This window comes from Ruminococcus sp. 1001136sp1_2201st1_G3_2201SCRN_220225, assembly GCF_040924365.1.
Classification (GTDB): domain Bacteria; phylum Bacillota; class Clostridia; order Lachnospirales; family Lachnospiraceae; genus Blautia_A; species Blautia_A faecis.
Genome location: NZ_JBCOME010000002.1, coordinates 84,814 through 100,700, shown reverse-complemented (window position 1 = coordinate 100,700; position 15,887 = coordinate 84,814). Strand labels below are relative to the sequence as shown.

Below are 15,887 nucleotides of genomic sequence, written 5' to 3'. Positions count from 1 at the left end.
AAATGCCGTGGACTGAGGCGGTATTTTTTCTGCTGAGATCTGAGACTTTCACATAAAATGGAGGACAAACTTTGAACCAGAACAATATAGAATTGCTGGCTCCTGCCGGCTCCTACGAAGGCTTTGAGGCAGCGCTTGGAGCAGGCGCAGATGCCGTATATGTAGGTGGTACGATGTTCGGAGCCAGGGCATATGCCCAGAATTTTAATGAAGAGGAGCTTCTTCGGGCTATTGATGTGGCACATATTCATGGCAGGAAGCTATACCTCACTGTCAACACCCTGTTGAAAAACAAAGAACTAAATGAACACCTGGTTTCCTATTTGGAACCTTACTATAACGCTGGTCTTGATGCAGTGATCGTTCAGGATATGGGAGTATTTTCCCTTCTGAAGAGGGAATTTCCCAAGCTTCATCTTCATGCCAGTACACAGATGACGGTGACCGGCCCGGAAGGTATGAAGTTTCTGGCAGAACAGGGAGCAACCCGGGTGGTTGCAGCAAGAGAGCTGTCCCTTCAGGAGCTTTCACGCATGCATGAAGCCTGTCCAATTGAGATAGAGGCTTTTGTCCATGGAGCACTTTGCTACAGCTATTCAGGACAATGTCTGATGAGCAGTCTTTTAGGAGGCAGAAGCGGAAACAGAGGTCGTTGTGCCCAGCCTTGCCGTCTGCCGTACCAGGTGAAGAATTTCAGGGCAAAAGAGTATGGAAAAGGAGAATTCTGCCCGTTAAGCCTGAAAGATATCTGCACCATTGAAATTTTGCCTGAAATTATAGAAGCGGGAGTTACTTCTCTGAAAATAGAGGGCAGAATGAAGCAGCCGGCTTACACTGCTGGCGTTACCGGTATGTATCGGAAATATCTGGATTTTCTTTTTGAAAAAGGACCTGCGAATTATCATGTGACAGAAAAAGATAAAAAATATCTTCTGGATCTGTTTAACAGAGGCGGTTCCTGTACAGGCTACTATCAGATGGGAAATGGTCCTCAGATGATGGCTTTTACAAATGAGAAAAAAACAGGGGAAGTTTTCCTGGAAACGAAGCAGCTGAAAGAGAAAATCACAGGTGAACTTCACCTTGTCCCCGGTTCTCCGGTCCTTCTTCATGTTTCCTGCCAGGGAGAAGATGCATATGAATGTGTTGGAGAAGTACAATACGCAAAGAGCCAGCCGGTAACGGAAGAACGAGTGCGTCAGCAGATGGACAAGCTGGGAAACACCTCATTTATATGGGAAAAACTGGAAATTTATATGGAGGATTCCGTTTTTGTTCCCATGAAGACTTTAAATGAGGCGCGGCATCAGGCATTAGAGAATCTGAAGGAGAAGCTTTTACGAAAATACAGGCGAAATGTGGGAGACGAGCGGGTTAAGAGAATTGCAGAAGAGACTCCGGCAAAAATCCGTGATGTTGTGATTCATGATAATGTTCCCCGCAATAAAGAGGAATACATTCCGGTTTACGTGTCCTGTGAAAACGAGGATGCTTCTGAAGTCCTCTGCCAAAAGACCGGAATCCAGGGCATTTATCTTCCTTACGCATTAATGGAGAAACATTTGCAGACAGGTCTTGACAATGGAAAGGAAATGTACCTTTCTCTTCCTCATATTACAAGAGAAAATCCACCGGAAGGTTATATGGAGCAGGTGAAAAAGTGGCTGGAAGCAGGGCTGAGCGGATTTCTTGTGCGGAATCTGGAGTCCTACAGTGCACTGGCACAGATGGGACTGGCAGACAAGTGTGTGCTGGATCACTCCCTGTATACCTGGAATGATGAAGCCATCCGTTTCTGGAAAGATCAGGGAATCCTTCGAAATACAGTTCCCCTGGAGCTGAATGAGAAGGAACTTCGCCACAGGGAAAATGCAGGCAGTGAGATGATTGTCTACGGCCGTCTGCCTCTTATGCACAGCGCCCAGTGTGTACGCAAGAATACTTCCGGCTGCAATGGACAGGAGGAGAGGCTTGTTCTGAAAGACCGTTATGACAAGGAATTTCCTGTGGTCTGTTATTGCCGCCCATGGAAAATGGGAAATACAAAGGCGGCAGATTCATGTTATAATATCATCTATAACAGTCTGCCATACGGGCTTTTGAAGGAAGCAGGCAGGGTGGAAGAACTTGGTGTTTCATCTGTAAGACTGGCTTTTACCATAGAAAGCAGGGAAGAGACAGAACGGATCGTGGAAGATTTTGTGGCTGCATATCATGGCGGCCGGGTATCTCACGAATATGAGTTTACAAAAGGTCATTTTAAAAGAGGAGCCGAGTAAAGGCGTATGATTAATATTGTTGTTGAATTATCCAAATATGTGATCCTGACACTGATGATCGTGTACACAGTTTTGTGCTACTACCTTGTTGTCGGGAAACACGCTTCAGACAGGAAAGGACTTTTAAGAAGTCAGATCACCTTAACCTTTTTCCTGGATTTTACCGCATTTGTTGTGATTTTTCTGAAAACCTTTGATTTTAAGGTTGTCATCTTTTATGCAGAAATGATGATATATTTTGCTGCGATCCTTATTTTATACCGCAGAATTTATAAAAATGCGTCTATGCTGCTTTTAAATAACATGTGCATGCTTTTAAGCGTTGGATTTATAATGCTGTGCAGGCTGGATATTGCCTCTGCCAATAAGCAGCTTTTGATCGTTGCGTGCGGAAGTGCAGTGGCGCTGGTGATTCCGGTTATGATCCGCAGGATGAAATTTCTCAAGGATCTCACTTGGGTGTATGCAGGGCTTGGAGTTGTTCTTCTTGGAGCAGTTCTTGTTCTGGCACAGACAAGTTACGGCGCCAAGCTCTCTCTGATGGGAATCCAGCCTTCCGAGGTGATCAAGCTGACCTTCGTGTTCTTTATGGCATCCCTTCTGGCAAGAGAGGTAACTTTTAAGAAAGTTGTGCTGGCTACTATTGTGGCAGGTCTTCATGTGGGAATCCTGGTGCTTTCAAGAGATCTTGGAAGTGCTGTAATATTTTTTGTGGCTTATCTGGTGCTGATCTATGTATCAACTAGGAAGCCGGCATACCTTTGCATTGGAATTGCAGGCGGTACAGCAGGCGCTGTAGTGGCATATCACCTGTTTGGCCATGTAAGGCAGCGTGTCAGTGCATGGAAAGATCCTATGGCAGTTTATCAGAATGAAGGATACCAGATCGTACAGTCCCTGTTTGCCATTGGTACAGGCGGATGGTTTGGAATGGGACTTTGCCAAGGCTCTCCGGAGAAAATTCCGGTTGTAAAAAACGACTTTATTTTCAGTGCAATCTGCGAGGAGCTTGGCGGGATTTTTGCCATCTGCCTGATCTTTGTGTGTATGAGCTTTTTCCTTACTATCGTGGAGATTGCCCTGCAGATTAAGAATCCGTTTTATAAACTGATCGCCATTGGTCTTGGTACGGAATATGCGTTTCAGGTGTTCCTTACCGTTGGAGGTGCCACCAAATTCATACCTATGACAGGCGTGACCCTTCCTCTGGTCAGCTATGGAGGAAGTTCCATAATGTGTATGATTTTGATGATCGCTATTATCCAGGGCTTGTATATTTATAGAGAGGACGAGGACGAAGAAATTGAGAGACATCGACGAGAGGCAGCAAAGAGAGCGAGACAGAGAGCTGTTGAGGCAGCGGAAGAAAGAGATTACTAAAAAGCGCAAAGCCAGAAATAAAGAATATACCTTTGTTTCCATCTTCTTTGGGATTATTTTTATCAGTATGATCGGGTATCTGATTTATTTTGATGGCTTTAAAAGCGATGATTTTATTAACAGTCCTTACAATACCAGACAGGATTCCTTTTCCGACCGTGTAGTACGAGGTAAGATCCTGTCTTCTGATGGACAGGTTTTGGCGCAGACCAATGTAAGTGAGGATGGAACTGAGACACGTAATTATCCATATTCCAATATGTTCTCTCATGTTGTGGGGTATGATACCAATGGAAAAAGCGGTCTGGAATCAGAAGCGAACTTTACCCTTCTGACTTCCCATTCTTTTTTTCTGACTCAGATGAAGAACCAGTTCCTTAATGAGAAGAATACCGGAGATACAGTTGTATCTACCCTGAATGCCAATCTTCAGAGTATTGCCTACAATGCATTGGGTGACAGAAGAGGGGCTGTTGTGGTAATGGAACCATCTACCGGAAAAAGACTTGTAGAAGTGAGCAAGCCTGATTTTGATCCAAATACCATTGGGGACAACTGGGACTATCTGGTCAACGATGAGAATGACAGCAGTCTTCTGAACAGAGCCACAAATGGTGCATATCCGCCAGGTTCTACCTTTAAGGTTGTGACTGCACTTGATTATTTCCGCAAAAAGGGAACATTTGAGGGATACAATTATCTCTGTGAGGGAAGTATCACCTTGCAGGATCACACGATCCACTGTTATCACAATACAGTTCACGGGCAGGAGAATTTCTATTCTGCATTTGCAAATTCCTGCAACTGTGCATTTGCAGATATTGGAGTTGGTCTTGGGGGTGCGTCTCTTCGCGAGACTGCAGAGGATCTTCTGTTTAATAAGAGTCTGCCGCTGAACTCCTACAGAACCAGCAGCTTTTCCCTTGATGCAGATTCCGTAACTCCTCTGATCATGCAGACTGCCATTGGACAGGGCAATACTCTTGTGTCGCCTATGCATATGGCATTGATCACCTGTGCCATTGCAAATGATGGTGTTCTGATGAAACCTTATCTTATTGACGAGGTGGTAAATGACAATGGCGATTCAGTAAAAAAGACAGAGCCGGTAGCTTATAAACGGCTGATGAGTTCCAATGAGGCCAATCTTCTTGGCAAATTAATGAAACAGGTGGTTGATTCCGGTACAGCTTCCGCACTTTCCGGCAGAAGCTATACAGTAGCAGGTAAGACCGGTTCCGCGGAGTTTGACGAGGAAGGACACAGCCATTCCTGGTTTATCGGCTATTCCAATGTAGATGATCCGGATCTGGTGGTTGCCGTGATCGTGGAGAATGGAGGCTCCGGCAGTGAGGCAGCAGTTCCGATTGCGGGACAGATTTTTGATGCTTATTACGCCAACTAACAGCAATCTATATTATATTCCCTGTTGCCAGTTTTCTGAAAAAGAGGTATACTATATACAGTTTAGAAAACACACGCATTACAGGAGGATTGCAGCATGATAGAAGCAACGAGCTGTGGCGGTGTGGTAATTCATCGAGGTAAGATTCTTGCACTATATAAATCTTACAAAAACCGTTACGAAGGATGGGTTTTACCGAAAGGAACCGTAGAGCCAGGAGAGACTCATGAGCAGACCGCATTGCGGGAAGTGAAGGAGGAAGCTGATGTCAGAGCTTCCATTGTGAAGTATGTAGGCAAGAGCCAGTACAATTTCACAGTGCCGGAAGACATGGTCAATAAAGAGGTACACTGGTATCTTATGACGGCGGATAATTATCATAGCAAGCCTCAAAGAGAGGAATTTTTCGTGGACTCCGGGTATTACAAGTTTCACGAGATTTACCATCTGCTTCGTTTTGCGAACGAGAAGCAGATCGTTGAGAAGGCGTACCAGGAATATCTGGAACTGCGAAGTGCCGGATTATGGGACAGGCAGCAGAAATATTTCTGATTCATGGGGAGAATAAAGGCTGCGTAGCTGATTTACGCAGCCTTTATTATATGACAATGCTGCTAAAGCGTGTTTGAAAAAGCATTCCCGCAATCTGCACGCCCCACTTTGCGGGAATGCTTTTTTCAAACATGCTCTAGGGAATGATTTTTCAAACACGCTCTAGCATCCTGACAGGTTCGTTCTGTGAACGAGGTTCACAAGAAATGCCTTGCGGAATAGTTGTAAAATGTTTAAAATTTCCAGAGAAGGGAAATATTAATATAACAAAAGGTGTATGTCAAGCAGTAATAACAAAGGAGAGTTGTGCCGAATATGCTGAAATGGCGAGAAGACTATTATGTGGGAGAAGGAATCAAAGACGCGGCAAAAGCACGGAAGAGGATTGACGCAGGCAGGATGGCTTTTGGGGTTTATCTGGTCACATTGTCTGAGAATCCGGGAAATCTTCTTGAGATTGTACCTTCCTACATGCTGATCCAGAAGAGCTATTATGCCAGATGTCCTGAGATCGTTGGTATGGCGAAAGGAAAAGACGAAGCCATTGATCTGGCAGTAGATATTGTGAAGAATATTTACGGGGAGACAGGTGCATTTCAGGTAAAAGAATATTTTAAGAACAGGTGAGCGCATGTTACATATACTGTGGATCCTCATAAAGTTTATATTGATCATACTGGAAATCCTGCTGGGACTTGCGCTTCTGGCAGTGCTCCTTCTGTTGTTCTGCCCGGTACGCTACCAGGCGAGGGCTGTAAAGGAGGCCGGCAGTTTTAAGGAGACAGAACTGGAAGCCAGAATTACCTGGCTGTTTCACGCCATAGGCGCCAGGTTTTTCTTTCATGATGGAGAAGGAAAGCTGGTGATCCTGCTTTTTGGAGTTTCATTAGAAACTATAAAAGGCTGGCTTAAGAAGCTAAAAGGCGGCAGAAGAAAGAACTCCGTCAGCCAAACCTCCAGGAGTAAGGCAAAGAAGAGGAAAAAGAAATCTGCGCAAACGAAGGGAATATCTCAGGAGAACAGAACAAAAAAGCCAGATGTAAAAGAAGCTTCTGGTGAAGAGTCGAATGTGAGTAATGCTGTTGCTGAAGAGAAAACTAAGCAGATGGCAGAGTCTCGCATAGAAACTGAGAAGAAAGCATCTCAGCCTGAAGCACATGCAGCAGAGAATTTTCAAGATCATGCGCCAAAAACTGAGGCGGTGCTGTTGGAAAATAATACAGCAGAACCGCAGACAGGGAAGCCATCAGAAGAGAAGCAGGAAGAAAATATCAAATCTGCTTCAAAGTCCGGCTTAATTACGCGTATTTGGGAAATACTAAGCAAAATAATCCGATTCCCGGGAAATCTGTGGAATAAGGTTATTTCAATAATTAAAGGTATAATTGAGAAAATTAAAAATATAACGAAAACAATTTCAGGAATTACAGATAAGCTTGGCTGGTGGAAAGAATTTCTTACCAATGAACGGACCAAGGCTGCAATTTCTCTTGTATGGAAAGACGCGAAAGGCCTGCTCCATCATGTACTTCCAACGAAAGTGGAAGGCGATGTTACTTTTGGATGTGATGATCCGGCCATTACCGGGACAGTTCTGGCAGTGCTTGGTATGACCTTTCCATTTCACAAGAACAGGATTCATGTGAATCCGCTTTTTGATGGAGAGAACCAGCTGACTGGAAATGTATCTCTGAAAGGCCGTATTTATGGCATTGTGCTCATCAAGGCAGCAATAGAGATTTACTTCAATAAAAATATAAAATACGTTATCAACCGATGGAAGCATAAGGAGGACTAGAAATGGAAAACGAAAACAACTTTAAAGAAACCGTAAGCTCCCTGTTTAAGGGAATGGATGGATTTGTATCTGCGAAGACAGTGGTAGGAGATGCGATCCATGTAGGAGACACCATTATACTTCCACTGGTGGATGTATCCTTTGGTGTAGGCGCTGGTGCATTTGCAGGTGATAAAAAGAACAATGGCGGCGGAGGTCTCGCCGGAAAGATGACCCCATGCGCAGTTCTGGTAATCCAGAATGGTACCACCAAGCTTGTAAACGTAAAGAACCAGGATGGTCTTACTAAAGTTCTGGATATGGTTCCTGACTTTGTAAACCGCTTCGCACCTGGCGGAGATAACAGCGCGGATGAAACTGTAGATTCTGAAGAGAACTAGATCGTGTCTGATCGAGTAACTGATTATAAAAGCTGCAGGCGGTTATTTTAGAAGTTAATGTGTTCAGATGTGGCATTTCAGCATAAAATATACTAAACCAAAGAGGCAAGGCTGTATGAATTATGGGAAAAGCTCTTGGTTTTATGCTATTTTTCATCGGACTGGGAATGGTGATCGGCTTGCTTGTCTCCGAGACCACCGCACTTCTGATTGCAGCAGCTTTGTGTATGCTGTGTGGCTATCATTTATTTTGTAGATAAAATGGGTATGAAAAGATTATCAGCGAATCCTTTCATACCCATTTACATTTTATGTAACTATCCTTTTTATTAAAATAAATTCTGTCTGGGAGAAACTGTTCTGGAGCTTGTTGAAAAAGGCTTTCTGCAAAATGTACGCCACACTTTGCGGGAATGATTTTTCAAACACACTTAAAAAATGCTTATCCGGGAAACAAAAAAATAGCCCCCACAAAACTGTGAGGGCAGGTGTTTCTTAGGCTCTTTCAACGTTTCCGGATCTTAAGCAGGAAGTACATACGTACATTTTCTTAGCTCCGCCTTCAGTTTTAACCTTAACGGATTTCACGTTTGATTTCCACATCTTATTGGATCTTCTATGGGAATGACTCACATTATTTCCGAAATGAGCACCTTTTTCACAAATTGCGCATTTAGCCATGATAGCACCTCCTTGACGCTTTTTTTCAACAGTTCATATTCTAACAGATGGAAAAACATTTTGCAAGCAAAAAAAGGAAAATTTTAAAACAATTTAAAATAAATTTGCTATTTGCGTGGATGCGTGCTAAAATTGGACATTGTGTTATGGAAGAAAAAAGGGTATAATATGGTATATACATTTTGAAAATCAAATTAATGGAGGTAAACCATATGAAGGGACGTATAGATTCCGGCCTTGGCCAGATCATTATTGATACGGATGTAATCGCGACTTATGCAGGAAGCGTTGCAGTAGAATGTTTTGGTATTATCGGTATGGCCGCTGTCAGCATGAAGGACGGCCTTGTAAAGCTGCTCAGGAGAGATTCCTTACAGCATGGTATAAATGTTAAGATCACAGAAGATAATAAGATTCGCCTTGATTTTCATGTAATTGTGGCGTATGGTGTGAATATCAGCACTATTGCAGATAATCTTGTAAACAATGTGAAATATAAAGTCGAGGCTTTTACAGGAATGGAGATTGAGAAGATCAACATTTACGTAGAAGGTGTTCGTGCAATAGATTAGGATTAGAGGAGGAAACTTGTGGTGGATAGACAGACCATAGACGCCAAGATACTTTCCAGAATGTTTCTGGCAGGAGCCAAGAATCTGGAAGCGAAGAAAGAATGGATCAACGAGCTGAATGTATTCCCGGTTCCGGATGGAGATACCGGTACGAATATGACAATGACTATCATGTCAGCTGCATCAGAGGTGAGCAGTCTTACAGATCCTGATATGGAGACACTCGCCAAGGCTATTTCGTCCGGTTCCTTGCGTGGAGCCAGAGGTAACTCAGGCGTTATTCTTTCCCAGCTTCTCAGAGGTTTTACCAAGGGAACAAAGGGACATAAAGAAATGGATGCAGTTGTGATCGCAGCTGCTATGGAGAAGGCTGTAGAGACTGCATACAAAGCAGTTATGAAGCCGAAGGAAGGTACCATTCTTACAGTAGCACGCGAGGCAGCAGTAAAGGCTGCTGAGATTGCAGAGGAATCTGCGAATCTGGAGCTTTTTTTCCGTGCCATTTTCGAGCATGCTGAGAAGACACTTGCCCGCACACCGGAAATGCTTCCTGTCCTGAAAGAAGCAGGTGTAGTAGACTCAGGCGGACAGGGACTTCTGGAAGTTTTCCGCGGTGCATTTGATGGTTATCTTGGAAAAGAAATCGACTATTCTGCATTTGAGAAAGTATCTTCCGGTCCGGCAGTGACCAGGATCTCCCAGCAGGCAGAAGCAGATATCAAATTTGGATATTGCACAGAGTTCATCATTCTTTTGAATAAGCCTCTTCCGGATGAGGAGCTTCACAGCTTCAAGGAGTTCCTTACATCAATTGGTGATTCCATTGTACTGGTAGCAGATGATGAAATCGTGAAGGTACATGTACACACCAATCATCCTGGCCAGGCATTTGAGAAAGCGCTTACCTACGGTGCACTTTCCCGCATGAAGATTGACAACATGCGTGAGGAACACCAGGAGAAGCTGATCAAGGATGCTGAGAAGCTTGCCAGGGAGCAGGAAGAACAGGAGAAGAAGGAAGCTGCTGCGAAAGCTGCCAAAGAGCATAAGAAATACGGATTTATCAGTGTTTCCGTGGGAGAAGGACTCTCCACCCTGTTTAAAGAGCTGAATGTAGATTATATCATCGAGGGCGGTCAGACCATGAACCCAAGTACAGAGGACATGCTCAATGCCATCGCTGAAGTAAATGCAGATACTATTTATATTTTCCCGAATAATAAGAATATTGTACTTGCTGCAAACCAGGCGAGAGACCTTACCGAGGACAAAGAGATCGTGGTAGTTCCTACCAAGACCATTCCTCAGGGAATTACAGCTCTGATCAGCTTCCAGCCGGAAATGAACGGAGAAGAGAATCTGGAAGCCATGATGGAGGCTGTATCCATGGTGAAGACCGGACAGGTAACATACGCAGTCCGCGACACCAGACTGGATGAGAAAGAAATCCACGAGGGTGATATTATGGGAATCGGTGATCACGGAATTCTTGCAGTAGGCAAGGGACGTGAGAATGTTGCCAAAGAAATGGTGGCAGCTATGGTAGACGAGGATTCTGAGGTGATTAGCATTTACTACGGTGCTGAGACCACAGAAGAGGATGCCGAGAGCCTTGCCGCAGAGCTGGAGGAAGCATATCCAGACTGCGAAGTAGAGGTAAATATGGGTGGACAGCCGATTTACTATTACATTATTTCTGTTGAGTAATGAATAGCTGCAGGGCAGCGAATGATAAAGAGATTGAAGACAGGGTGGAAGATTTCCGCCCTGTCTTCTTTGACAATAAACCTAGGATCATTGGTAATATTAAGTTTTTTTGCGCACCGTGAAGCTGTTGTTGAGGTCGAAGTGGTTGGCAGGAGATATTGCTATGGGCAAAGTGAAATAAGTATGGAAAATTGGCAGTCTTTGTTGTAAAATAATGAGAACGCTTTTCGGGCAAATGAAGAAAGACCCGGAAACAGAGATGAATGGTCAGAAAGAGGGGAAAAACAGTGGCAAAGCTTCTTCGGGAACTAAAAGGAGTAGGAGAAAAGACGGAAAAACTATTTCAGAAGATCGGTATCACCACAACAGATGACCTGCTCCATTACTATCCAAGAAATTACGACTCATATGAGGCACCGGAGGAAATTGGTTCTTTGAAGGAGAACTCCGTGGTGTCTGTTCGTGGAACTGTCACTGCCGGAGTCTATGTAAACAGGATTCGTAATCTCCAGGTGATCTCCGTCACTGTGGCAGATACCACCGGAAGACTTCCTGTGGTATGGTTTAATGCCCCCTACTTAAAAAATACCCTGAAAAAAGGCAGCTGCTTCATTTTCCGCGGCAAAATCTCCAGAAAAAAAGGTCACCTGGAGATGGAGCATCCGGAGATTTTTACTCCGGCGGCTTATGAGGAAATCCTTCACAGCATGCAGCCCATATACGGACTTACTGCAGGGCTTACAAACAAACTGATAATCAAGCTGATGCACCAGATCCTGGATGAACAGAGCCTGCAGACAGAATTTCTCCCAGATGAGATTAAGGAATTTTATCACCTGGCAGATGATAATTATGCCATCTCTACTGTCCATTTTCCAGGCAATATGCAGGAACTTCTGGCGGCGCGAAAACGCCTTGTGTTTGACGAATTTCTTTTGTTTATTCTGGCAGTACAGATCTTGAAGGGAAAAACAGAAGAAGCTCCCAATGCTTTTCCCATGAAGCCGGTATGGACCACAGAACAGGTTATGGAAGGTCTTCCTTATCATCTGACGAAGGCACAGCTAAACGCCTGGCATGAGATCGAAAGAGACCTTTGCGGGCATACCCTTATGTCCCGGCTGGTTCAGGGCGACGTTGGAAGCGGAAAAACGATTCTGGCTTTTCTGGCAATGATCCTTACTGTGGAAAATGGCTATCAGGCAGCATTGATGGTGCCCACAGAGGTACTTGCAAATCAGCATTTTGAAGCATTTACGAAATTGATGGAGGAACAGGAGATTTCATCCTGCCATCCGGTTCTTCTTACTGGCTCAACCACCCAGAAAGAGAAAAGAAGAATTTATGGAGAAATCGCATCCGGGGAGGCAAATGTGGTCATTGGTACTCACGCCCTGATCCAGGAAAAAGTGGTGTACGAGAATCTTGGCCTTGTGATCACCGATGAGCAGCATCGCTTTGGCGTGAAGCAAAGGGAGGCGCTGACCACCAGGGGAAATGCACCGCATGTACTTGTTATGAGTGCCACTCCCATCCCCAGAACTCTTGCGATCATTGTATACGGGGATCTGGATATTTCCATTATAGATGAGCTTCCTGCCATGCGTCTCCCGATTAAGAACTGTGTAGTTGGCACGTCTTATCGCCCGAAAGCCTACTCCTTTATAGAAAGGCAGGTGCGGGAAGGGCGCCAGGCATATGTGATTTGCCCTATGGTAGAAGAAAGTGAGGGGGCAGACGGGGAAAACGTGACAGACTATACAGCACGGCTGAGGGAGATTTTTCCATCAGACATCACCATTGGAATGCTCCATGGAAAAATGAAGCCCAAGGAAAAGAACGGGATCATGGAACAGTTTGCAAGGGGAGAAATCCAGGTTCTGGTGTCTACTACAGTAGTGGAGGTAGGTGTAAATGTGCCAAATGCTACGGTGATGATGGTAGAAAATGCAGAGCGGTTCGGACTTGCACAGCTTCATCAGCTGAGAGGGCGTGTTGGACGTGGAGCGTATCAGTCTTATTGTATTTTTATGCAGGGAAATGAAGAGGAAGAGACCTCCAGAAGACTGGAGATTTTGAATAAATCGAATGATGGATTTTTTATAGCAGGGGAGGATCTGAAGCTTCGGGGACCGGGAGATCTGTTTGGAATCCGTCAGAGCGGACAGCTGGAGTTCCGGATCGGAGATATTTATCAGGATTCGGATATACTGAAGGCTGCCAGTGATGCTGCGGGAGGAATCCTGGATCTTGACAGGGAGCTGGATCTGCCCCAGCACGAAAAACTGAAGGAAAGATTGAATGCTTATATGAAATATGACCTTGAGAATCTTGGATTGTAAGGTTTTACAGGGAAATAGATGACGAAAAAAATAAGAAAATACATCCTTTTTTTGGTAATAACTGTGCAAGAAAACAAAAATTATCAGGATTTTAAGATTTGTACCCGAGGATTTCCTGAAATTAACAGGTTTTGTTTGTATACTTTTACCTATGAATTCAGAGAAATGGTTTGTCAAGGGGGATTTTAGCAGAACTTGCAAAAAAAATTGATTCGTAGTATTCTATCATAGAAGCGAAAACGAAGATTATATTCACCGTCAAGGAGGCTATTATAATGGCTACGAAGAGAACTACAAAAAAGGCAGAAACAATGGCGGCCAAGAAGGCTGCTAAGACTGTGGCTGAGGTTAAAGCTACAGCTGCAGCAGAGGTAAAGGCTGAGCCAAGTAAGGCAGAGGCTGTTAAGACAGCTGTTGTTGAGACTGTGAAAGCAGCTACAGAGACTGTTAAAGAGACTGCGAAAGAGGCTGTTAAGGAGACTGCAAAGGCTCCGGCTAAGACAGCTGGGAAGGCAGAGGCTAAGAAGCCTGCTGTTAGAAGAACTGCTAAGAAGGCTGCTGTTGCAGCTGAGGAGATTTTTATTCAGTATGCAGGCAAGGAATTCACTACTAAGGATGTAGTGGCAAATGTGAAAAAGGCCTGGACAGAGATGACCGGAAAGAAAGAAGAAGATATCCAGGATATTAAAGTTTACGTTAAGACTGAAGAGAATAAGGCATATTATGTAGTAAACGGTGAAGCAGAGGGACATTACGTAGAGCTGTAATTTCCCCTATATGAATGGCTTCAGGGAGTGTGTGAGTGCGTTCCCTGAAGCCTTTTTTTGATTTCGAGGGACGTGAGAGGAAGTGAGTGCCGTCTGGGGGCGGTGCCGAAATGGGGTGTCTGGCTCCGCCGCCTAGTGATCTATAAAATTGCAAACTCGCCCTTGCAGGGCTCAGACAGTGCAATTTTATAGATCGCTATGCTCGCCAGACGCCCCATTTCGGCAATGCCCCCAGACGGCACCCACTTCCTCTCACTGGTTACTGGGAAGGGACGGCGGCTGCAGGCAGCGCCTGGGGATAGGATAATTGTATAGGTGGGAAGGTGCAAGATGGGATCGGGGGATGGAGAGCTTGCGTGCGGGCAGCGCCTGGGGGAGGATAATTGTGTAAGTGGGAAGGTGCAAGATGGGATCGGGAAATGGAGAGCTTGTGTGCAGGGCAGTGCTTAGTGTGGGGAAATAAATTGCTGGACAAAAGGGGGTAAATAGGATAAAATATTTAGATATAGACAGGAGTAGCCCCTTGATTTGACAAGGGGTCTTTTTATGAAAGGAATAAAGTATGTTTAATGAAATTGATTTCAGTAAGATAGATACGAGTATTACACCGCCTCAGGATGATACAGAGCGTCAGTATTATTATATGGCGAAGCTGGCTGAGATGGTGGCTTTGAGGGAGCGGGAGCTGGGACGGCGGATTACTTATTGTCTGCAGACGTTTGGGTGTCAGATGAATGAGAAGCAATCTGAGGTTGTCGCAGGGATTATGGATGAGATTGGTTTTAAGAGACAGGAAACAGAGGATGCGGATGTTGTGATTTATAATACCTGTACGGTTCGTGAGAATGCCAATCTTAAGGTGTATGGTCGCCTTGGTAAGCTGCATAGTCTGAAGAAGTCTAATCCGGATATGAAGATTGCTTTGTTTGGGTGTATGATGCAGGAGAAGCAGGTTGTGGATAAGATCCAGAAGGATTATCCATTTGTCAATCTGGTGTTTGGAACCCATAATATTTTTAAGTTTGCAGAGCTGTTTTATGAGATGGAGAATCGTGACAGCCAGCTGATCGATATCTGGGAGGGTACGGATAAGATCGTGGAGGAGCTGCCTACAGAGCGTAATTATTCTTTTAAGTCCGGTGTGAATATTATGTTTGGATGTAATAATTTCTGCAGTTATTGCATTGTGCCTTATGTAAGAGGGCGTGAAAGAAGCCGTGAGCCGGAGGCGATTGTGAAAGAGATAGAGGCTCTGGTGGCGGATGGCGTTACAGAGGTTATGCTTCTGGGACAGAATGTAAACTCTTATGGAAAGACTTTGAAGGATCCGGTGACTTTTGCACAGCTTCTTGAGAAGGTGGAGCAGATCGAGGGGCTGAAGAGAATCCGGTTTATGACTTCTCATCCGAAGGATCTATCTGATGAGCTGATCGAATATATGAGTAAGAGCAGGAAGGTGTGCCATCATCTGCATCTGCCTATGCAGTCTGGCAGCAGCCGTATCCTGAAGATCATGAACCGGCATTATGATAAGGAGAAGTATCTGGGACTGGTGGAGAAAATCCGTACAGCGGTGCCGGATATTTCCCTGACTACAGATATTATTGTAGGTTTCCCGGGTGAAACTGAGGAGGATTTTCAGGAAACTCTGGATGTAGTGGAGAAATCTGATTTTGATACTGCATTTACCTTTATCTATTCCAAGAGAAGCGGCACTCCTGCGGCGAAGATGGAGGATCAGGTTCCAGAGGATGTGGTGAAGGATCGTTTTGACCGCCTTCTAAAGCTGGTTCAGGAGAAAGGAAGAGAAGTCTCTTCCAGATTCCAGGGCGAGGTTCAGGAAGTTCTTGTTGAGACGGAGAGCAAGGAAAAGGGTATTTTCACAGGAAGAACCCAGTATAATCTGCTGGTTCATTTTCCGGGAACCCCGGATCTTCTTGGCAAGTATGTGAATGTGCGTCTGGATACCTGTAAAGGCTTCTATTACATGGGAACAAGAGTGGAGGATTAAAGCACCTGCCGAA

General features: G+C 44.6%; 15 protein-coding genes. 13 read left to right on the top strand and 2 right to left on the bottom strand.

Going from position 1 to position 15,887, the window contains the following annotated elements:
* Positions 1–71: 71 nt before the first annotated feature.
* From AB5642_RS01480 to AB5642_RS01465, 4 genes are all read left to right on the top strand, one after another.
* Entirely contained in the window at positions 72–2,279 is a 2,208-nt protein-coding gene (locus AB5642_RS01480; RefSeq protein ID WP_173736109.1) for a U32 family peptidase, read from the top strand.
* A gap of 6 nt (positions 2,280–2,285) precedes the next feature.
* Positions 2,286–3,659 carry an FtsW/RodA/SpoVE family cell cycle protein gene (locus AB5642_RS01475; protein WP_173769065.1) on the top strand — a complete coding sequence of 458 codons (1,374 nt, stop codon included), beginning with the start codon at positions 2,286–2,288 and terminating at the stop codon, positions 3,657–3,659.
* A complete protein-coding gene (locus AB5642_RS01470; RefSeq protein WP_173769064.1) occupies positions 3,583–5,064 on the top strand; it encodes a penicillin-binding protein 2 in 1,482 nt (493 codons plus the stop codon). The genes AB5642_RS01475 and AB5642_RS01470 overlap by 77 nt, the downstream gene beginning before the upstream one ends.
* Positions 5,065–5,160: 96 nt before the next feature.
* The gene (locus AB5642_RS01465; protein WP_021925514.1) at positions 5,161–5,616 is read left to right on the top strand and encodes an NUDIX hydrolase; all 456 of its coding nucleotides are present in this window, start codon (positions 5,161–5,163) and stop codon (positions 5,614–5,616) included.
* 46 nt (positions 5,617–5,662) lie between these two features.
* On the opposite strand, the gene AB5642_RS01460 is transcribed toward AB5642_RS01465, so the two are convergent.
* Positions 5,663–5,749, bottom strand: a complete 87-nt coding sequence (locus AB5642_RS01460) for a DUF6783 domain-containing protein (RefSeq protein WP_368366432.1) — start codon at positions 5,747–5,749, stop codon at positions 5,663–5,665.
* Between the two features lie 182 nt (positions 5,750–5,931).
* On the opposite strand from AB5642_RS01460, the gene AB5642_RS01455 reads away from it, so the two are divergent.
* From AB5642_RS01455 to AB5642_RS01440, 4 genes are all read left to right on the top strand, one after another.
* Positions 5,932–6,243, top strand: a complete 312-nt coding sequence (locus tag AB5642_RS01455; RefSeq protein ID WP_173769063.1) for a hypothetical protein — start codon at positions 5,932–5,934, stop codon at positions 6,241–6,243.
* Between the two features lie 4 nt (positions 6,244–6,247).
* Positions 6,248–7,414: a DUF2953 domain-containing protein gene (locus AB5642_RS01450; RefSeq protein ID WP_173769062.1), complete on the top strand. Its 1,167-nt coding sequence runs from the start codon at positions 6,248–6,250 to the stop codon at positions 7,412–7,414.
* Between the two features lie 2 nt (positions 7,415–7,416).
* The gene (locus AB5642_RS01445; protein WP_118578055.1) at positions 7,417–7,794 is read left to right on the top strand and encodes a GerW family sporulation protein; all 378 of its coding nucleotides are present in this window, start codon (positions 7,417–7,419) and stop codon (positions 7,792–7,794) included.
* 122 nt (positions 7,795–7,916) lie between these two features.
* Entirely contained in the window at positions 7,917–8,054 is a 138-nt protein-coding gene (locus tag AB5642_RS01440; RefSeq protein WP_173736106.1) for a hypothetical protein, read from the top strand.
* A gap of 235 nt (positions 8,055–8,289) precedes the next feature.
* Here the strand turns inward: AB5642_RS01440 and rpmB are convergent, their stop codons facing one another.
* A complete protein-coding gene (rpmB, locus tag AB5642_RS01435; protein ID WP_118578056.1) occupies positions 8,290–8,475 on the bottom strand; it encodes a 50S ribosomal protein L28 in 186 nt (61 codons plus the stop codon).
* A gap of 212 nt (positions 8,476–8,687) precedes the next feature.
* Between rpmB and AB5642_RS01430 the strand changes: the two genes are divergently transcribed.
* The 5 genes from AB5642_RS01430 (at position 8,688) to miaB (ending at position 15,874) form a co-directional block, all read left to right on the top strand.
* A complete protein-coding gene (locus tag AB5642_RS01430; RefSeq protein WP_117851829.1) occupies positions 8,688–9,047 on the top strand; it encodes an Asp23/Gls24 family envelope stress response protein in 360 nt (119 codons plus the stop codon).
* Positions 9,048–9,068: 21 nt separating this feature from the next.
* Entirely contained in the window at positions 9,069–10,754 is a 1,686-nt protein-coding gene (locus tag AB5642_RS01425; RefSeq protein ID WP_118578114.1) for a DAK2 domain-containing protein, read from the top strand.
* Between the two features lie 263 nt (positions 10,755–11,017).
* Complete coding sequence (recG, locus tag AB5642_RS01420) at positions 11,018–13,096, top strand: ATP-dependent DNA helicase RecG (protein WP_173769061.1); 2,079 nt, start codon at positions 11,018–11,020, stop codon at positions 13,094–13,096.
* A 275-nt stretch (positions 13,097–13,371) separates the two neighbouring features.
* A complete protein-coding gene (locus AB5642_RS01415; protein WP_148462006.1) occupies positions 13,372–13,863 on the top strand; it encodes a DUF6465 family protein in 492 nt (163 codons plus the stop codon).
* Between the two features lie 562 nt (positions 13,864–14,425).
* A complete protein-coding gene (gene miaB / locus AB5642_RS01410; RefSeq protein WP_118578058.1) occupies positions 14,426–15,874 on the top strand; it encodes a tRNA (N6-isopentenyl adenosine(37)-C2)-methylthiotransferase MiaB in 1,449 nt (482 codons plus the stop codon).
* The last annotated feature ends 13 nt before the right edge of the window (positions 15,875–15,887 follow it).

Bases quoted from the DNA above. Each gene is read 5' to 3' on its own strand.
- AB5642_RS01440 (WP_173736106.1), top strand. From the start codon at position 7,917: ATGGGAAAAGCTCTTGGTTTTATGCTATTTTTCATCGGACTGGGAATG.
- rpmB (WP_118578056.1), bottom strand. From the start codon at position 8,475: ATGGCTAAATGCGCAATTTGTGAAAAAGGTGCTCATTTCGGAAATAAT.
- AB5642_RS01460 (WP_368366432.1), bottom strand. From the start codon at position 5,749: ATGTTTGAAAAAAGCATTCCCGCAAAGTGGGGCGTGCAGATTGCGGGA.
- AB5642_RS01475 (WP_173769065.1), top strand. From the start codon at position 2,286: ATGATTAATATTGTTGTTGAATTATCCAAATATGTGATCCTGACACTG.
- AB5642_RS01450 (WP_173769062.1), top strand. From the start codon at position 6,248: ATGTTACATATACTGTGGATCCTCATAAAGTTTATATTGATCATACTG.
- miaB (WP_118578058.1), top strand. From the start codon at position 14,426: ATGTTTAATGAAATTGATTTCAGTAAGATAGATACGAGTATTACACCG.
- AB5642_RS01430 (WP_117851829.1), top strand. From the start codon at position 8,688: ATGAAGGGACGTATAGATTCCGGCCTTGGCCAGATCATTATTGATACG.
- AB5642_RS01465 (WP_021925514.1), top strand. From the start codon at position 5,161: ATGATAGAAGCAACGAGCTGTGGCGGTGTGGTAATTCATCGAGGTAAG.
- AB5642_RS01445 (WP_118578055.1), top strand. From the start codon at position 7,417: ATGGAAAACGAAAACAACTTTAAAGAAACCGTAAGCTCCCTGTTTAAG.
- AB5642_RS01415 (WP_148462006.1), top strand. From the start codon at position 13,372: ATGGCTACGAAGAGAACTACAAAAAAGGCAGAAACAATGGCGGCCAAG.
- recG (WP_173769061.1), top strand. From the start codon at position 11,018: ATGGTCAGAAAGAGGGGAAAAACAGTGGCAAAGCTTCTTCGGGAACTA.
- AB5642_RS01455 (WP_173769063.1), top strand. From the start codon at position 5,932: ATGCTGAAATGGCGAGAAGACTATTATGTGGGAGAAGGAATCAAAGAC.